Source organism: Luteimonas sp. gir, from assembly GCF_037198055.1.
GTDB lineage: Bacteria > Pseudomonadota > Gammaproteobacteria > Xanthomonadales > Xanthomonadaceae > Luteimonas > Luteimonas citri_A.
Genome location: NZ_JBBAXQ010000009.1, coordinates 84,329 through 102,990 on the forward strand (window position 1 = coordinate 84,329; position 18,662 = coordinate 102,990).

Sequence of the window (18,662 nt, forward strand, 5' to 3'; positions counted from 1 at the left end):
TCGTGATCCTTCGCCCTGTTCCCGTCGTTCGTTCCACCGGTCCGCGCCGCCCTGAGGGCTGCGCGGCCGCTTCTGTCGTCCCCGATCCGGCCGCCAGCCGCACTGCGTGCAGCTCGCCACCCGTCGTTTTCCTTTTCCCTGTCGGCCCGCGTGAGAACGCGGGCCTCATTGCATCGGACCTATCGTCGTCATGAGCACATCCCGCAAGACCGGTACTCCTTCTTCCAAACACAAGGCCACCGCGGCCCCGGCCCCGGCACCGCGCAAGCGCGCCAAGCCGCAGGGCAGCGACGCCAGCGTCATGCCGGCGCCGTCCCGGCCCGCCGGCGCCAGCTTGCTGGACCCGATCTTCGAGGCGGTGCGGCGGCGCACGGGCAAGGCCGCGGGCCGCGGCGCCGATGCGTTCGCGCAAGGCTTCTACCGGCGCATGACCGAGGACGAGATTCCGCTGCACAGCGCCGAGGGCTGGGCGGCCCTGGCCGCCGACCTGTTCGAGTTCGCCGCGCGCCGCAAGCCGGGCACCGCCAACGTGCGGTTGTTCAATCCGGCCCAGGACAGCCACGGCTGGGAATCGCCGCACACCGTGCTGCAGATCGTCAACGACGACATGCCGTTTCTGGTCGACTCGGTGACCATGGCGCTGGCCGAGCGCAGCATCGGCGTGCACGTGCTGGGACACCCGGTCCTGCACATCGCGCGCGACCGCAGCGGCCGTTTGACCGGCGTGGGCGAGGGCGATGCCGAGTCGGTGATGCACCTGGAGATCGATCGGCAGACGCCCGAAGCGAGCGCGCAGATCGAACAGGTCGTGCGCCGCGTGCTCGACGATGTGCGTGCGATCGTGGCCGACTGGGGCCCGATGCGCGAGAAGATGCAGGAGGTCGCCGCCGATCTCGTCGCCCGGCCGATGCCGGTCGCCGACGCCAGCCGACGCGAGGCGCAGGAGTTCCTGCGCTGGGCCGCCAGCGACCACTTCACGTTCTTTGGCTACCGCGAGTACAAGGTGCGCCGCAAGGGCGCCGACGGCGTCCTTGAGCCGGTCGCCGACAGCGGCCTGGGCCTGCTGCGCACGCCGGCCACGGTCAAGTCGCGCCCGCTCAGTGAGCTCGGCGCCGATGCGCTGCGACGTGCGGGCGAGGTCGACGCGCTGATCCTCACCAAGACCAGCGCCCGTTCCACCGTGCATCGTCCCGGCTACATGGACTACATCGGCGTGCTGCGCTACGACGCCAAGGGCCAGGTGATCGGCGAGCAGCGCTTCCTGGGCCTGTACACCTCCAGCGCCTACACCCGCCGGCCGTGGGACATCCCGCTGGTGCGCGAGCGGTTCGAGCACGTGATGAGCGAGTCCGGCCTCAAGCCGACCGGCCACAGCGGCAAGACCCTCAAGCACCTGCTCGAGACCCTGCCGCGCGACGAGCTGTTCCAGTCCACGCCCGATGAGTTGTTCCGTCTGGGCACCGGCATCCTCGGGCTGCAGGAGCGCGTGCGCAGCCGGTTGTTCCTGCGCCGCGACCGTTACGGCCGCTTCTACTCGGTGCTGGTCTACATTCCGCGCGACCGCTTCAACACCGACGTGCGTCACCGGGTGGAGGACATGCTGCGCGAGACGATGCAGGCCGACCACGTCGATGCGCACGTGGTGCTGGGCGAGTCGCCGTTGGCGCAGTTGCACCTGATCGTGCGCCCGCGCGCGGGCGTGCAGGGCGATGTCGATCAGGCCGCACTGGAGCAGGCGCTGCAGAAGATCGTGCGCAACTGGCACGACGACCTGCGCGACGAGCTCGTGCGTCGCCAGGGCGAAGGCGAAGGTCTGCGCCTGGCCGGTCGCCTGGGGCGTGGCCTGTCGGCCGCCTACATCGAGTTCGCATCGCCGGCCGTCGCGGCCACCGATGTCGAGAAGCTCGCTGCTGCCCAGGCGAGCGGCGCGCTGCAGCTGAGCTTCTACACCCAGGCCACGTCACCGGCCGGCGACGCGCTGCTGCACTTCAAGCTCTACCGCAGCGGCCAGCACCTGCCGCTGTCGGAGGTGCTGCCGGTGATGGAGAACCTCGGCCTGCGGGTCATCGCCGAGAATCCGACGCGTCTGGTCGTCGACGGCACCACGCTCTACATCCAGGATTTCTTCGTCGAGACCCTGGCCGCGAACGTCGACATCGAGGCGCGCGCGGCCGCGTTCACCGAAGCGTTCGACCGCGTGTGGCGCGGCGATGCCGAGAACGACGGCTTCAACCGGCTGATCCTCGCCGCCGATCTCGACTGGCGCCAGGTGGCGATGCTGCGCGCGTACTGCAAGTACCTGCAGCAGGTCGGCGTGCCGTTCTCGCAGGCCTACGTCGAAGACACGCTCGGCCGCTATCCGCTGCTCGCGCGCTTGCTGGTGGAAGTGTTCGAGGCCCGCTTCGATCCGGCCACCGGCCGCGAGAGCGGGGCGCAGGTCGCCGCCGGCATCGAGATGCTGTCCAGCCAGCTCGGTGCCCTGTCGGGCGACGAGGCCACGCTGGCGCTGCTGCAGCCGGTGCTCGATGCCCGCGCGCAGGACCGCGACGCGCAATACGACGCGGCGCGCACCGCGCTCAAGGGGCTGCTCGACCGCGTCGCGAGCCTCGATGAGGACCGCATCCTGCGCAGCTACCTGGGCGTGATCGACGCCACCCTGCGCACCAGCTACTACCAGCGCACCCGCGAAGGCGCGGTGTGCGACACGATCGCCTTCAAGTTCGATTCGGCGCGCGTGCCCGAACTGCCCAAACCGCGCCCGTATCGCGAGATCTTCGTCTACGGTCCACGCGTGGAGGGTATCCACCTGCGCTTCGGGCCGGTCGCCCGCGGCGGTCTGCGCTGGTCGGATCGCCGCGAGGACTTCCGCACCGAGGTGCTGGGTCTGGTCAAGGCGCAGATGGTCAAGAACACGGTCATCGTGCCGGTCGGCTCGAAGGGCGGCTTCATCGTCAAGCGCCCGCCGGCCGGCGGTGACCGCGACGCGCTGTTCGCCGAGGGCGTGGCCTGCTACAAGCTGTTCATCAACGGCCTGCTCGACATCACCGACAACATCGTCGACGGCAAGATCGTGCCGCCGCGCGACGTGGTCCGCCACGACGACGATGATCCGTACCTGGTCGTCGCCGCCGACAAGGGCACCGCGACGTTCTCCGACATCGCCAACGGCATCGCCCGCGAGCATGGATTCTGGCTCGACGATGCGTTCGCGTCAGGCGGCTCGGTCGGCTACGACCATAAGGGCATGGGGATTACCGCGCGCGGCGCCTGGGAATCGGTCAAGCGGCACTTCCGGGCGATGGGCCGCAACTCGCAGACCCAGGACTTCACCGCGGTCGGCGTCGGCGACATGTCCGGCGACGTGTTCGGCAACGGCATGCTGCTCTCGCAGCACATCCGGCTGGTGGCCGCGTTCGACCACCGCCACGTGTTCATCGATCCGGCACCGGACGCGGCGGTCTCGTTTGCCGAGCGCCAGCGACTGTTCGCGCTGCCGCGTTCGAGCTGGGCGGACTACGACGCCAAGCTGATCAGCAAGGGCGGCGGCGTGTGGCCGCGCAGTGCCAAGTCGATCCCGCTGTCGAAGGAAGCCCGCGAGGCGCTGGGCATCGACGGCGACACCGCCGCGCTCAGCCCCAACGAACTGATGTCGGCGATCCTGCGCGCACCGGTCGACCTGCTGTGGAACGGCGGCATCGGCACCTACGTCAAGGCATCGTCGGAGAGCCACGCCGATGTCGGCGACCGGGCCAACAACGCGCTGCGCGTCGACGGTCGCGAGCTGCGCTGCAAGGTGGTGGGCGAGGGCGGCAACCTGGGCATGACCCAGCTTGGCCGCATCGAGGCCGCGCAGAGCGGCGTGCTGCTCAACACCGACTTCATCGACAACTCCGCCGGCGTGGACACCTCCGACCACGAGGTCAACATCAAGATCCTGCTCAATGATGTGGTGCAGGCCAAGAAGCTGACCGTGCCCGCACGCAACAAGCTGCTGGCCTCGATGACCGACGAGGTCGCCGAGCTGGTGCTGTGGGACAACTACCGCCAGAACCAGGCGCTGAGCCTGATGGAGCGCATGAGCGTCTCGCGGCTGGGTTCCAAGCGTCACTTCATCCGCACGCTCGAAGCCCAGGGCCTGCTCGATCGCCAGATCGAGTTCCTGCCCTCGGATGCCGAACTGTCCGAGCGCAAGGCCAAGGGCCTGGGCCTGACCCGTCCCGAGCTTGCGGTGCTGTTGTCGTACTCCAAGCTCGTCGCCTTCGATCAGATGCTCGCCTCCGACATCCCCGAAGACCCGTACCTGTCGCGCGAACTGCAGCGCTATTTCCCCGTGCCGCTGCAGAAGAAATACGCCGCGACGATGGAGCAGCACCGCCTCAAGCGCGAGATCATCGCCACCGCGGTGACCAACCAGATGATCAACCGCATGGGCGCGACGTTCCTGCTGCGCATGCAGGAAGACAGCGGGCGCTCGCCCGGCGAGATCGCCAAGGCGTTCACGATCACCCGCGAGACGATCGAGGCGCGCGCGCTGTGGAACAGCATCGACGCGCTCGATGGCACCGTGCCCGAGTCGGTGCAGGTCGATGCCCTGCAGGTGATCTGGAACCTGCAGCGGGCCTTCACCCGCTGGCTGCTGGCGCGCGCCGGTGCGATCCCGGACATCACCACGGCCGTGGCGCGTTATCACGATGGCTTCCATGCCATCCGCATCGGCAGCCAGATCATCGCCGACAGCCAGCGTGCCGAGCACGATGCCAGTCTGCAGGTCTGGCGCGAGAAGGGCGTGCCGGAGGACCTGGCCGAGCAACTCGCAGCGCTGCCGTATCTGGAAGCGGCCTGGGACATCATCGAGGTTGCCAGCGAGACACGGCGCAAGCCGATCGATGTCGCGCGCGTGCACTTCCGTCTCGGCGAAGCGCTCAATCTGCCGTGGCTGACCGCGCAGATCGACGCGCTCGAGGTCGATGGCCGCTGGCATGCGGTGGCACGCGGCGTGCTGCGTGAGGACCTCGGCCAGCAGCATCGCCTGCTCGTGGGCCAGGTGCTGGCGATGCCCGGCGACACGCCCGAGGAGAAGGTGCGGACCTGGCTCGAGCGCGACGATCCGACGTTGCGCTTCACGCTGGCGATGCTGGCCGAGCTCGCCGCGCAGAAAACGCTCGACTACCCGACCGTCTCGGTCGCGGTGCAGCGTGTCTCGCAGCTCGTCCAGCGCAGCTGAGGCAGACGGGGAGGGCGCATGGGCGCCCTCCCTGCACGTCGGCGGGGTCGAGTCGTCGATCCACTGCTGCGGCATCGACCCGCCACCCCATCACCTGCGCTAAGCTGCGCGCCGACGTTCCCGCACCGGCCCGCCGATGACCGCAACGCCCCGCATCGCCTTCGTCGCCAGCCAGACCGCCGATGCCCAGGAGGCGCTGCAGGTGCTTGGCGCCGAGCACGGCCAATGTGATCCGGCGGACGCCGATGTCCTGGTGCCGCTCGGCGGCGATGGCTTCATGCTGCAGACGCTGCATCGCCATGGCCATCTCGGCAAGCCGGTCTACGGCATGAAGCTGGGCACCGTGGGGTTTCTGATGAATCAGCACCGGCAGGGCGACCTGCTGGCGCGCATCGCCGCGGCCCAGCCCGCGGTGCTGCATCCGCTGGAGATGCTGGCCGAGACCGAGTCCGGCGCCACCGTCTCATCGCTGGCCTACAACGAGGTCTCGCTGCTGCGCCAGACGCGTCAGGCCGCGCACATGCGCATCGAACTCAACGGCGTCACGCGCCTGGAGGAACTGGTCGGCGATGGCGTGATCCTGTCCACCGCTGCCGGCAGCACGGCCTACAACTTCTCCGCGCACGGCCCGATCCTGCCGCTGGGCGCGGGCATCGTCGCGCTGACCCCGATCGCCCCGTTCCGTCCGCGCCGCTGGCGCGGCGCCATCCTGCGTGCCGAAACCGAGGTCCGCTTCCGCGTGCTCGATCCCTACAAGCGCCCGGTCAGCGCGACCGCCGACTCGCACGAGGTCCGCGATGTCGTGCAAGTCACCGTGCGCGAATCCGAACGCACGGTGACGTTGCTGTTCGACCCCGAGCACAATCTCGAGGAGCGCATCCTCAGCGAGCAGTTCGTGGCGTGAGCCACACGGGCGCTGATGGCGCCCATGCGGTCCGGCGGGTCCGTCCCTGGACCCGCCGGAGACGGACTCAGCGCAGGCCTTGCTCGATCGCCCGCGTCAGCGTGCCGCTGCTGTCGTCGCCGCTGAACTCCCAGAAGAACGCGCCGCCAAGGCCCTGCGCCTTCACGTAGGCCATCTTTTCGGCGATCAGCGCCGGGTCGTCGAACGACCAGAATGTCGTGCCGTTGTAGATCCACTGTGCGCGCGCGGTCGAATCCACGAAGCGCGGCCAGCCGAGCGTCTTGAGCACTTTCCAGTCCTCGATGCCGGCCTCATACGTGCCCGGCGCCGCGGTACCGGTCTGGTACAGCCCATTATTGGCGTTGGGGACATTGGTCCAGCCGCGCCCGTAGTAGCCGATGCCCAGGTTGAGCTTGGACGCCGGCACGCCGAGGTCCAGGAACGCCTGGATGGCATCGTCGGTGTTGTACAGGCGCACATCGCCCGTGGACGGGTCGCTCGGGGAGGCGAACAGCGCCGAGTGGTGGTTGGTGCGCGGCTCCCAGCCGCCGTGGAAGTCGTAGGTCATCACGTTGATGTAGTCCAGCGACGGGTGGTAGAGGTTCGGGTCGGTGACGCGGATCTTGTCGACGCCCGCACCCACCGCCACTGTCAGCAGCAGGCCTGGCCGCACCGCGTTGAGCTGGCGGCGGAACTCGGCCAGCAGCGCGGTGAAGTTCTGCCGGTCCTCCGCCGTGCCGCAGGCGATCCCGCAGGCCACCGGATACTCCCAGTCGATGTCGATGCCGTCGAACACGCCGGCCGCAGCCGCTGCGCCGCCCGCCCCGTCGGTCACCGGCAGGTTGCCGCGGATGTAGGCATCGATGCACGAGGCCACGAACGCCTGCCGGTTCTCCGGCCGTGCGGCTTGCGAGAACCCGCGCGACCAGGTCCAGCCGCCGAGCGAGATCAGTACCTTCAATCCGGGGTGGCGGGCCTTGAGCTTGCGCAGTTGGTTCCAGTTGCCACGCAGCGACTGGTCCCAGGTGTCGGCCACGCCATCGACGCTTTCGGCCGCCGAGAACGCCTTGGTGTAGTCGGCGAACGCATCGCCGCCGGCCCCGGTGTTCGGATCGGCCGGCTGGGTGACGCCGACCTCGCAGCGGTTGTTGCGCACGTTCCCGAACGCGTAGTTGATGTGGGTGAGGCGGGCGGCCGAACCGCTGGTCTCGATGTCACGCACGCGGTAATTGCGGCCGTAGATGCCCCATTGGGTGAAGTAGCCGATCACCCGCTTGTCGCCGCCGGCATTGGCCGCAGTCGTGCGCGCGACGATCTCCGGCGACGAGGCCGAGGCGTTGCCGCTGCGGTCGCGTGCGCGGACCCGGTAGGTGTAGGCGGTATTGGCCGATAGGGGGCTGTCGGTGTAGCCGGGCGTGGTCGGCGACCCGACGAGCTGGCCGTTGCGATAGACGTCGTAGCCGGCCATACCGCTGCCGCCGACGTTGTCGGTCGAGGCGGTCCAGCTCAGCGTGATGCTGGCGGCCGTCTGCTGCGTCGCCTGCAGCCCGGTCGGCACGCTGGGCGCGGTGGTGTCCGGGCCGGTGCCGCCGCCGACGGTGATCGTCACCGCGGCCGACGTGGTGGTAGCCCCCTTGTTGTCGGTGGCCACGGCGGTCAGCACGTGCTGGCCTGCGGTCGCGTTCTGCCAAGTCAGCGAATACGGCGCGGTGGTATCGGTGTCCAGCGACACCGCGCCGCGGAAGAACTGCACCGAGGCGATCGTGCCATCGTTGTCATTGGCGTTGGCGGAGATCGTGACGTGGGCGCCGGTGGCGAACGTCGCCCCCTGAGCCGGGGCGGTGAGCGAGACGGTCGGCGGCTGGTTGGCGGTGCCGCCGCTGCAGGCGCCCAGGTCCTGATACCAGCCACAGGACGTGCAGTAGTCGGGCGCCGCGTTCCAGATCTGGGTGCGCGCCTCGTAGAGGCGGTTCTGGTAGGTCAGGCGGTCGCCCGGGTTGTAGATCGTGCCGGCGTTCCATGCGGGAACGCCGGCGCAGGCGGCGGTTTGCGCCTGTGCGCTGGTGGCCATGCCGGCCGAAGCCAGCAGGCACAGCGACCAGGCGGCGAGTCTGCGATGCATCATGACGAAGTCTCCTTTTCCGATGCCGAGTGAAGCCGGCGCCCAGCCGCCATCGGCGAGCCGATCGCGGAGCGCAGCGCCGACCGGGTGCCCTTTCCGCCGCCTCCTGCGATCCAGGGGGCAGCGGAAACCGGTACGAGGTCGGGACGAGGAGCGGTCGGCCGCCATGTGCCTCCCGAAAGACAACGTTGTCAATGCCGAATGCCCGGAATGCGAGGGCAGTCACGCTTGTGCGGACTGCGGGCCGACAACACCGGGCATTCATGATGCGGCGCAGCGAACGCAGCCGCTGCGTTTGCGGCGCGCGGCCCGGGGCTTCGGGCGCATCGGGCAGCATGGGGCGACGCACATGAGGTCGGAGGCCTGGGCGTCTCGCCGCCTTGACCCGAGACGACACCGTCTCGACAGCGCGAGCGGGCAGGGCGGCGGGGCGGGTCGCAGCCCGGGCTGGCATAATGTGCGGTCGGCCCGCGATGTGATTCGGCGGCGCGGTCCTGCCGTCGGTCCGACGATCCCCGCTGCCTGCGGGGAGGCGCCGTCCCCTTCGAGCTCACGACATCCTGCCATGCCCGACACTTTCGTCCCCACGCTGACCGTCGCGATCTCTTCGCGTGCGTTGTTCGACCTCGAAGACAGCCATGCGCTGTTCGAGAGCGAGGGGATCGATGCCTACGCCGAGCACCAGCGCGCGCACGAGGACGACGTGCTGGAGCCGGGGATCGCATTCCCTGTCGTGCGCAAACTGCTGGCGCTCAACGTCGATGCGCCGCCCGATGCCCCGCGCGTGGAGGTGATCCTGCTGTCGCGCAATTCGGCCGACACGGGCTTGCGGATCTTCAATTCGATCCAGCACCACAACCTGGGGATCACCCGGGCGACCTTCACCTCGGGCGAGCCGACCTGGCCGTACATCAAGCCGTTCGGCACCCAGCTGTTCCTGTCGGCCAACCCCGATTCGGTACGGCGGGCGCTGGAGAACGGCATCGCGGCGGCGACGATCATTCCGGCGCGCGCGCCGGCGCATCGCAACGATCAGTTGCGGATCGCATTCGACGGCGATGCGGTGATCTTTGGCGACGAAGGCGAGCGTCTGTCGCAGGAAGGCGGCCTGGACGCGTTCCACAAGCACGAGCGCGAGCGTGCGCGTGAGGAAATGACCGGCGGTCCGTTCCGCGGGTTCCTGGCCGCGCTGCACGACCTGCAGGCGGCGTACCCAGCCGGCAAGGACGCGCCGATCCGCACCGCCTTGGTCACTGCGCGCTCGGCACCGGCGCACGAACGGGTCATCCGCACGCTGCGCGCCTGGGGCGTGCGCCTGGACGAGGCGCTGTTCCTCGGTGGGCGGCCGAAGGGGCCGTTCCTGGATGCGTTCGGGGCGGACATCTTCTTCGACGATTCGCAGCACAACATCGATTCGGCGCGGCCGCACGTCGCCGCCGGGCATGTGCCGCACGGCTGGTCCAACCGCTGAGCGCCGGCATGGGGCAGGCGGACGACACCGGGGGGGCGTCGTGGTGGGCGCGATGGCTGGCGCATTGGCGCGGCCGCGGCGCACCCAAGCGGCCGTACGTGCGCCGGCATGACGGCTTCACCTCGCTGCAGTTCGTGCGGCGGCAGACGCAGAGCCGCATGGTCAGCGGCGATCCCGATCGGCTGTTGGTCGACTACACGCGCACCATGTTCGCCGCGCTGCTATGGCAGCCGGCACCGGCGATGCTGGGCATGATCGGCCTGGGTGGCGGTTCGCAGGCCAAGTTCGCCTATCGCCACCTGCCGGCCGCGCGGATCGAGGTGGTAGAGAACAACCCGCACGTGGTCGCGCTGCGCACGGAATTCGGCGTGCCGGCCGACGACGCGCGGCTGGAAGTCGTGATCGATGACGGCGCGCGGTTCGTGGCGTCGCGTCCGGCCCGTTTCGACCTGCTGTTGGTCGACGGCTACGACGAGCACGGCATTCCGGCGGCACTGTCGAGCCAGGCGTTCTACGACGCCTGTCGTGACGCGCTGGTCGCCGACGGCGTGCTGGCCTGCAATCTGTACGTGCGCGATCCCGAGACGCATGTGGCCCGGCTGCGGCAGGCCTTCGGCCAGACGCAGGTGCTGGTGGTCGACGAGCCGAAGATGAGCAACCGCGTTGCATTTGCTTGGCGCGGGCCGCTGCCGGCATTGGAGGCCGAAGCGCTCGTGGCGCGGGTGCCCGAACAGGTGCGCGCGTTGTTGCCGGAGGTGTTTGTACGTATCGCCGCGCGCGTGGTGCGGCACAGGACGATGGCCGCGCGCACGCCCTAGCGATGTGACCCACGTCGCGGGTCAGCGCATGGGAAGCTTGGAGATAGGCGGCTTGTATTTGCCGCGGATGAGGACACGGGGAGACGCAGCATGCAATTGATCTATCTCGCGCTGTGCGTGTTGGGCGCTGTGCTTCCGCTCTCGCGGTTCCTGCCGTGGCTTGCACAGTATGGCCTCGATGTTCCGCTATTGATGTCTGAAGCAATGGCGAGCCCTGTTTCCGCATTCGCCTGGGCGGATGTGCTCGTGTCTGGAATCGTCGTCATCGTGCTGATCGTTGCCGAAGGGCGGCGGATCCAGATGCGCAGGCTGTGGCTTCCACTTGGATGCCTGGTTGTCGGCCCTTCGCTCGCCTTGCCCGCATTCCTTCTGATGCGAGAGCGCCATCTGGCCGCTGTCGGGCGCCTGAGATAGCGTCGAATGGGGCGCGCGTGGCGGACAGACGCGGCTTCGTCTGGCGTCTCGATGCCGCTCGGCCCGCGCGCCGTTGCGCCCCCCGCCGAAGCCGGTCAAAGTCCGGGGCTGTCTTTCGATCGGGGAACCCGAATGCAACGTTGGATCATGGGGATCGCCTGCGCGCTGGTGCTGGCGACCGGGACGCCGGCCGTCGCCGCGCGCCAGAGCGCGGGCATGACGCTCGAACAGGTGGCGCAGACGCGGGCCGCGAACCAGGCCGCGATCAGCCCAGACGGCAGCGAAGTGGCCTACGTCCTGTCGGTGCCGCGCACCTTGGGCAAAGATCCCGATGGTCCGGCGCGCAGCGAGTTGCACGTAGTGGACCGCGCAGGCCGTGACCGTGGATTCGTGACCGGGCAGGTCGATGTGTCCGCACCGCGCTGGCTGCCCGATGGCCAGTCGATCGCTTATCTGAGCAAGCGCGAAGGCGACGCGACCCGGCGGCTGTACACGATCCCACTGCGTGGCGGCGAATCGACCGCGGTTGCGCACCTGAGCGGCGACATCAGCAGTTTCGATCTTTCGCCCGACGGCCGCCGCGCCGTACTGCTGGCCGCGCAGCCCGAGGATGCGACGCGCAAGCAGCTGCGCGAGCAGGGCTTCTCGCAGAAGGTCTACGAGGAGGACTGGCGCCCGGTCGAGGTGTGGATCGCCGACCTGGGCGGCAGCGCATCGCCGCGCAAGCTCGCGATCGAAGGCAGCGTGCGCACCGTGCGCTGGAGCCCGGCCGGCGACCGGCTGGCGGTGGTCGTGGCCCCGCGCCAACTCACCGACGACATGATGGTCGACGCGCGCGTGCGCATCTATTCGGTCGAGGGCCGCGAACTGGGCCGCGTGGACAACCCCGGCAAGCTCGGCGAAATCGCCTGGAGCCCGGATGGTGAGCACCTGGCAATCATCTCGGCCGCCGACGCGAACGATCCGAGCGAAGGCCGGCTGACCGTGGTCGGCAAGACCGGCGGCGCGCAGCGCGACTTGCTGCCCGGACTCGAAGGCCACGTCTGGCATGTCGGCTGGCGCGATGCGTCGACGCTGGTGTTCCTGAGCCAGGAGGGTGTACAGAGCCGGCTGGCCGAGATCGCCGTGGACGGCACGGGCCAGCGCACCCTGCTGCCGGCCGCAGGCCCCGTGCACATGGGTCTGAGCGTGGCGCGCAACGGCGACATCGCCCTGGTCGGCAGCACGCCGGCGCACCCGTCCGAGGTCTTTCACCTGGCCGCCGGCAGCGCCGAAGCGCGGCGGCTGACCGACAGCAACCCGTGGCTCGCCGACGTGCGTCTGGCGCGGCAGGAGGTGGTGCGCTACACCGCGCGCGATGGCCTGGAACTCGAAGGCCTGCTGGTGCATCCGCTCGAGCGCCGGGGCAATGCGCGGGTGCCGCTGGTGGTGGTCGTCCACGGCGGCCCCGAGTCGCACAACGTCAACGGTTGGCTCAACAGCTACGCACAGCCGGCGCAGACGCTGGCCGCGCAGGGCTTCGCTTCGTTCTTCCCCAACTACCGCGCCAGCACCGGGCGTGGCGTGGCGTTCTCCAAGCTCGACCACGGCCGGCCGGGCATGGAAGAGTTCGACGACCTAGTCGACGGCGTGGATCACCTGGTCGACATCGGCCTGGTGGACCGCGACAAAGTCGGCATCACCGGAGGCTCCTACGGCGGCTACGCCAGCGCTTGGGGCGCCACCTACTACAGCGAGCGCTTCGCCGCGTCAGTGATGTTCGTCGGCATCTCGGATCAGGCCAGCCTGGTCACCACCGGCGACATCCCGCGCGAGCAGTACCAGGTGCACATGCAGACCTGGCCGTGGGAGAGCCCGGAGATGTACCGCCAGGCCAGCCCGATCACGCACGCGCAAAAGTCGCGCACGCCGACGCTGATCCTGCACGGCGAGGCCGACCCGCGCGTGCCGGTGATGCAGTCCTACATGCTCTATCGCTACCTCAAGCTGGCCGGCCAGGCCCCGGTACGCCTGGTGCTGTATCCCGGTGAAGGCCACGGCAACAGCCGCGGCGCCTCGCGCTACGACTACTCACTGCGCCTGATTCAGTGGATGCGCCACTACCTGACCGGGCCGGGCGGCGAACCGCCGGCCTATCAGCTCGACTACGCGCTGCCGAAGACCGACGCCACGCGCTGAGATCTGCATCGAGGCCGCGTCCTTCCCGATGCATCGGGAGGGCGCAGGCCTGGGACGGCAGCCGCCGCGCAAGCGCATGCAGGGCGGTCGCGCTTTCACAAGATCGTCGCCCGCGCGTCACGTGTCCTTGCCCGACGCGTGGCTAGGGTAGGCCCCATCGCTCCACGGCAACGCGCAGTCATTGCTTGCCTGGACGATGCGGCCCGCGACCCTGATCGCGATCACGCCGCGCCATCCCTCATTCGATCGGAGACCCAGATGACCAACAAGTCCGCGCATACGCTCAACGACCTCATCGCCATCGCTCGCGACGGCAAGGATTTCTACGAGGAGGCTGCGCAGAAGGTCGATCACGCCGAACTCAAGACGCTGTTCTCGCGCATCGCCGCGCACAAGTCGCAGCTGGTCACCGACCTGAGCGCCGCGGTGCAGGCCGTCGGCGGCAAGCCGGAGACCTCGGGCACGATGGTCGGCACCCTGCAGCAGTTCTACGGCAAGGTCCGCGCCGCGTTCGGCGACAAGGAATACGGCTACGTCGCCGAGCTGGAAGAGTCGGAAGACCGCCTGCTCGAGGCGTTCGATGAAGCCGCCCGCGACGCCGACACGCCGCCGGCCGCGCGCGATGTCGTGACCCGTCTGCTGCCGGAGGTCCGTGCGACCCACGACGAGCTGCGCGCCCGCAAGCATGCGCTCAAGGAGCTCAAGGACCGCGGCTGATGCTTCAGCCGGTGTCTCGGGCCGGCTGACATGGTTGCTTCCAAGCCCCGGCTCGCGTCGGGGCTTTTTTGTGCTGGTGGCCAGGCATTCGCTCTCTGACGAGCAAATGCGCAACCTTCAGTCGACGCGCAGCAACCCGCGCAGCAACAGGTCCAGCGCATCGAGACTTCGCGCCAGTCGTGTGGGGCCGTCGTCGCCGGTCGCAATCCAGAACGCAGCCTCGGCCAGGCTGCCGTGAATCAACGCGGCCAGCGCCTGCGGGTCGGTTGTGGCGATAACGCCTTGCGCCATCAACGATTCGAGCAGGCCCTGCATCGATGCGATGCACGCGCGCTGCGATTGTGCCGATGCGCCGCCCAGCACGATCCGGGCATCGCGCAGCACGACCTGCTGGATCTCCGGGTCCAGGGCCATTTCCAGATAGGCGCGGCAACGGCTGGTGAGTCCGGTCCAGGGCGTATCGGCCGCCTCGGAGAGCGCGTGCAGGCGCGCGTCCATCTCGGCATCGATCTGCGCCACCACGGCGGCCAGCAGGCCCGGCTTATCGCCGAAGTGGTGGTACAGCGCGCCCCGGGTGAGGCCGGCCTGCGCGGTGAGCGCATCCATCGATGCCTCGGCATAGCCATGGTGGGCGAATGCGTCGCGGGCGGCGGCCAGCAAGGCCGCTCGGGTTTTCTCCATCTCCGCGCGGGTACGACGCACCATCGCCATCTCCTCGATACCGGCACAGTGGTGTTTACATACGAGGCGTATGAATCTACGATTGGATTCATACGCGATGTATGTATTGTCTGCTTGTCGCTCGACCTCGGCAAGCGCATCCAGGAGGCCCGTGTGCGCAATCCCTATGTCGAACTGTTCGCCGCGCCCGGCACCCGGGGGCTGGTGCTGGCCGGCGTACTGGCCCGGATCGCGTTGCCGATGGCCGGCATCGGCATCATCACCATGCTGGCGCAACTGCGCGGCAGCTATGCGCTCGCGGGCGCGGTGTCGGCGACATTCGTGCTGACCTACGCGCTGCTGTCGCCGCAGATCTCCAGATGGGTGGACCAGTACGGGCAACACCGCGTCCTGCCGATCGCGACCGCGATCAGCGTTGCCGGCTTTGTGCTGCTGATCGCAGGATCCCACTGGCCCGCCGCCGACTGGGCGCTGTTTCCGGGCGCGCTGCTAGCCGGCTGCATGCCGAGCATGTCGGCGATGGTGCGGGCGCGCTGGACGGCGATCTATCGTGGGCAGCAGCGGTTGCAGACCGCGTACTCGCTGGAAACAGTGCTCGATGAGGTCGTCTTCATCGCGGGGCCGCCGCTGTCGGTGGGCCTGTCGGTGGTCGTCTGGCCCCAGGCCGGGCTGCTGGCGACGGCGCTGTTGCTGGCCCTGGGCACGGCGGCGCTGGTCGTGCAGCGTGGCACCGAACCGCCAGCCGCCGGCCAGGCGTGCGGCGATGATCGTTCGGCATCGGTGATCCGCCTGACTGAAGTGCGGTTGCTGGCGCTGTTGATGCTGGCAATGGGCGTCATCGTCGGCACGGTGGATATCGTGAGCGTGGCGTTCGCCGGGCAGATGGGCCAGCCCGCTGCTGCGAGCCTGGTGCTGTCGGCCTATGCCTTCGGGTCGTGTCTGGCCGGATTGCTGTTCGGCGCCGTGCGCGTGCCGATGCCGCTGCATCGGCAACTGCTGGCCGGCGGGCTGGCGACGGCCGCGACGACGTTGCCCTTGCTGCTGGTCGACAGCATCGGTGCACTGGCAGGTGCGGTCTTCGTCGCCGGGCTCTTCTTCGCGCCCACGATGATCGTGGCCATGTCGCTGATCGAGCGGGTGGTGCCGGCGCGCCGATTGACCGAAGGCATGACCTGGCTGCTGGCCGGCCTGAATGTCGGCGTGGCGCTGGGGGCGGCGGCGTCCGGACAGCTCGTCGATCGCAGCGGCACGCGCGTCGGCTTCGCCGTTGGACTGGTGGCTGGCGCCGCGGTGCTGCTGTTCGCGTTGTGGGCCAGCGTCCGCCTGCGCGGACGCGACGCGCAGGCCGGCGAGCTGGCGTGACGCGCGGCATCACGAGCGTGCGCCGCCGGTCGTGACCGGTCAGGGCAGGCTGCGCAGGGCGCGGGTGCAGATGCGACGCGTGGCCTCGGTCGGCTGTCCCTGGCGCCAGCGCGCGCAGAGCGCGCGCACCCGGTCGGGTCGATCCTTCGCCGCAGCGTTGCGCCGGCTCGCCACCGCCCTGGACGTCGGCGGCGGGTTGGCTGAAGCGGCTTGAGGAGGCAGCACGGCAGCGGGCTTGGGCACAGTAGTACCCAGAAGCGACGCAGGGCGTTGACAGTTCGTTAACGAACGATAATCATTCTCGTATCGGCGCATACATCCGGCGCTGATCCGCCGCAGTCGCCACCCGTGCGAGACCGCTCGCACCGGCCAGCCCTCCCTGCCACCCGTCGCGTCGCTTTGGCGCGCGACGCGTGCCGCCTTTTGCCTGTCGTCCAAGGAACCCTCATGTCCCGTTGTACCGCTCGACCTGTCCGCCCCATCACGTCCCCCGTGCTCGGTTGCGCCGTCCCCGCGTCTGCGCCGCCGACTCGCCGCCCATTGGCGCTGGCGCTCGGGGTGCTCGTGGCGGCCGCGCCGCTGCTGGCGCAGGCCGAGGACAACGACAGCGGCCGGTACGCGGATGCGACCTCGCTCGACCAGGTGGACGTGCACGGCACGCGCTACGCGGCCGGGATCAAGCAGGCGGTGGACCTGAAGGACATTCCGCAGACGATCTCGGTGATCTCGCGCGAGCAGATCGAGCTGCGCAATCTCTACACGCTCGAAGACGCGTTGATGCAGACGCCGGGCATCACGGTGACGGGCGTCAGCTCCGAGGGGCAGACCTACATCTCGCGCGGGTTCAACATCAGCACCTATCTCATCGATGGTGTGCCCTCGACCGGTTATCCGGGGCCGCGTCCCGACCTGACCGTGTACGAAAGTGTCGAGGTCCTGCGCGGTGCGTCGAGCCTGTTCTCCGGCGCCGCGCAGCCCGGCGGCGCGATCAACCTCGTGCGCAAGCGCCCGCAACACACCTTCCACGCCAGCGGCGCGCTGCTGGCCGGCAGCTGGGACAACACCCGCGCCGAGATCGATGTCGGCGGGCCGCTGGTCGAGGGTGGGCAACTGCGCGGCCGCTTCGCCGCCTCGGCGCACGAATCGGACATGTTCTACGACGTCGGCCGCCGCGAGCGCTATGTCGCCTATGGCGTGACCTCGCTGGACCTGGGCGACGCCGCCACGCTGACCGTCGGTGCGCACTACCAGGATTACCTGGCGCCGATCCAGACCGGCCTGCCGGGCTACGTGGGCGGCGGTCTGCTGCCGGTCCGGCGGTCCACGTATCTGGGCGCCGACTGGAACGCGCTCGACAGCCAGAGCCTCGTCGGCTTCGCCGAACTCGACTGGCGTCTGGGCGAGGACTGGCGCGCCAAGGTCACGTTCCAGCGTGCCCGCGACGAGTCCGAGAACTACTATGCCTACGTCGGCAACGGCGCGGTCCGGCCGGACAACGGCTGGGTCAACCAGATCGCCTACTACGGCGACACCACCGAACGCTGGACCAGTGTCGACGTCAATGTCGGCGGCGCGTTCGAACTGTTCGGTCGCGACCATGACGTGCTGATCGGCGCCGACCTGCAGAAGAGCGACTACAGCTACGTCGAATGGCGCGACAGCGCGTTCGCGCGCATCGACGTGTTCAATCCCGATACCGGGATCCCCCGTCCGGCCTACCAGCCCAACAGCGGGGGCCTGAGCAAGACCCGCCAGTGGGGCGTGTACGGCCACGCCAACCTGAGCCTGAGCGAGCACCTGCACCTGTTGGCCGGCGCGCGCTTGAGTCAGTGGCAGATCGAACAGCGCGACGGCTTCACCCGCGACCGTCCCAGCCTGAGCAATCCGCAGCCGGTGCGCCTGGGGCCGTGGACGGAGAACCGCATGCCGTCGGAAGTCACGCCGTTCGCCGGCCTGACCTACGCGTTGAGCACGCAGTGGACGGCCTATGGCAGCTACGTCGAAAGCCTGCAGCCGCAGCAGAACCGCACCGCCGACGGCCGGTTGATCGATCCCTCGCGTGGCGAGCAGTGGGAGGGCGGCGTCAAGGGCACGCTGATGGACGGTCGGCTGCTGCTCAGCGCAGCCGCCTATCGCATCGACCAGGTCGGCCGCGCCCAGCCCGATCCCGACAACGAGGGCTTCTACGTCGCCGAAGGCGAGGTGGAATCGAAGGGCGTCGAACTCGAAGCCAACGGCCGCATCACCGACAACTGGTCGATCTTCGGCGGCTACGCCTACAACACCAACGCCTATGCGAAGGACACCACCAACGAGAACCGGCCGTTCACGCGAATCTCGCCCAAGCACGGCCTGAAGCTGTTCACGCACTACGACGTGACCGCCGGTGCACTCGCAGGTCTTCAGCTGGGCGCGGGCGTGAACTGGTATTCGCCGGTCGAAGGCGGTAACGCGTACGTCGCCGTGCCGACCGTAGTGCGACAGGGCGGATACGCCGTGGTCGATGCGCTGGTCGGCTACCGGGTGCGGGACAACCTGACCGTGCGCTTGAACGTGGGTAACCTGTTCGACAAGGTCTACTACACCCGGATCTCGGCCACCGGTCGCGGCAACTTCTACGGCGAACCGCGCAACGTGACCCTGTCGCTGCGCACCACGTTCTGATCGGGGCGTGTCGGGCGGGCCCGTGCCCCCACCCGACACGCTGCGCGTGTCGACCTCCCCCGCACGCGGGGGAGGTTGATCTCGCGCGATCCCTCGCACGCGGAGGA

The 18,662-nt window shown here is 69.0% G+C and carries 11 protein-coding genes; 9 read left to right on the forward strand and 2 right to left on the reverse strand.

What is annotated here, in order from left to right:
- Positions 1-301 precede the first annotated feature (301 nt).
- Together WAF18_RS12345 and WAF18_RS12350 are read left to right on the forward strand one after the other, a co-directional pair.
- Positions 302-5,224 carry an NAD-glutamate dehydrogenase domain-containing protein gene (locus WAF18_RS12345; RefSeq protein ID WP_337245419.1) on the forward strand — a complete coding sequence of 1,641 codons (4,923 nt, stop codon included), beginning with the start codon at positions 302-304 and terminating at the stop codon, positions 5,222-5,224.
- A 136-nt stretch (positions 5,225-5,360) separates the two neighbouring features.
- Complete coding sequence (locus WAF18_RS12350; RefSeq protein WP_183425577.1) at positions 5,361-6,128, forward strand: NAD kinase; 768 nt, start codon at positions 5,361-5,363, stop codon at positions 6,126-6,128.
- Between the two features lie 67 nt (positions 6,129-6,195).
- Here the strand turns inward: WAF18_RS12350 and WAF18_RS12355 are convergent, their stop codons facing one another.
- Positions 6,196-8,250 carry a glycosyl hydrolase family 18 protein gene (locus WAF18_RS12355; RefSeq protein WP_337245360.1) on the reverse strand — a complete coding sequence of 685 codons (2,055 nt, stop codon included), beginning with the start codon at positions 8,248-8,250 and terminating at the stop codon, positions 6,196-6,198.
- 565 nt (positions 8,251-8,815) lie between these two features.
- Here WAF18_RS12355 and WAF18_RS12360 point away from each other — a divergent pair.
- The 5 genes from WAF18_RS12360 to WAF18_RS12380 all read left to right on the forward strand — a co-directional run bounded on the left by WAF18_RS12360 (position 8,816) and on the right by WAF18_RS12380 (position 13,848).
- Positions 8,816-9,721: a 5'-nucleotidase gene (locus tag WAF18_RS12360; RefSeq protein ID WP_337245361.1), complete on the forward strand. Its 906-nt coding sequence runs from the start codon at positions 8,816-8,818 to the stop codon at positions 9,719-9,721.
- Between the two features lie 8 nt (positions 9,722-9,729).
- Complete coding sequence (locus WAF18_RS12365; RefSeq protein WP_337245362.1) at positions 9,730-10,539, forward strand: transferase; 810 nt, start codon at positions 9,730-9,732, stop codon at positions 10,537-10,539.
- 90 nt (positions 10,540-10,629) lie between these two features.
- Positions 10,630-10,953 (forward strand): DUF2834 domain-containing protein, encoded by a 324-nt coding sequence (locus tag WAF18_RS12370; protein WP_337245363.1) that lies wholly within the window; start codon positions 10,630-10,632, stop codon positions 10,951-10,953.
- A gap of 132 nt (positions 10,954-11,085) precedes the next feature.
- Positions 11,086-13,131: a S9 family peptidase gene (locus WAF18_RS12375; protein WP_337245364.1), complete on the forward strand. Its 2,046-nt coding sequence runs from the start codon at positions 11,086-11,088 to the stop codon at positions 13,129-13,131.
- 258 nt (positions 13,132-13,389) lie between these two features.
- Complete coding sequence (locus tag WAF18_RS12380) at positions 13,390-13,848, forward strand: PA2169 family four-helix-bundle protein (RefSeq protein WP_337245365.1); 459 nt, start codon at positions 13,390-13,392, stop codon at positions 13,846-13,848.
- A gap of 117 nt (positions 13,849-13,965) precedes the next feature.
- Here the strand turns inward: WAF18_RS12380 and WAF18_RS12385 are convergent, their stop codons facing one another.
- The gene (locus WAF18_RS12385) at positions 13,966-14,553 is read right to left on the reverse strand and encodes a TetR/AcrR family transcriptional regulator (RefSeq protein WP_337245366.1); all 588 of its coding nucleotides are present in this window, start codon (positions 14,551-14,553) and stop codon (positions 13,966-13,968) included.
- A gap of 129 nt (positions 14,554-14,682) precedes the next feature.
- Here WAF18_RS12385 and WAF18_RS12390 point away from each other — a divergent pair, with 129 nt between their 5' ends.
- Positions 14,683-15,891 (forward strand): MFS transporter, encoded by a 1,209-nt coding sequence (locus tag WAF18_RS12390; RefSeq protein WP_337245420.1) that lies wholly within the window; start codon positions 14,683-14,685, stop codon positions 15,889-15,891.
- A 540-nt stretch (positions 15,892-16,431) separates the two neighbouring features.
- Positions 16,432-18,555, forward strand: a complete 2,124-nt coding sequence (locus WAF18_RS12395) for a TonB-dependent siderophore receptor (protein ID WP_337245367.1) — start codon at positions 16,432-16,434, stop codon at positions 18,553-18,555.
- Positions 18,556-18,662: the final 107 nt, after the last annotated feature.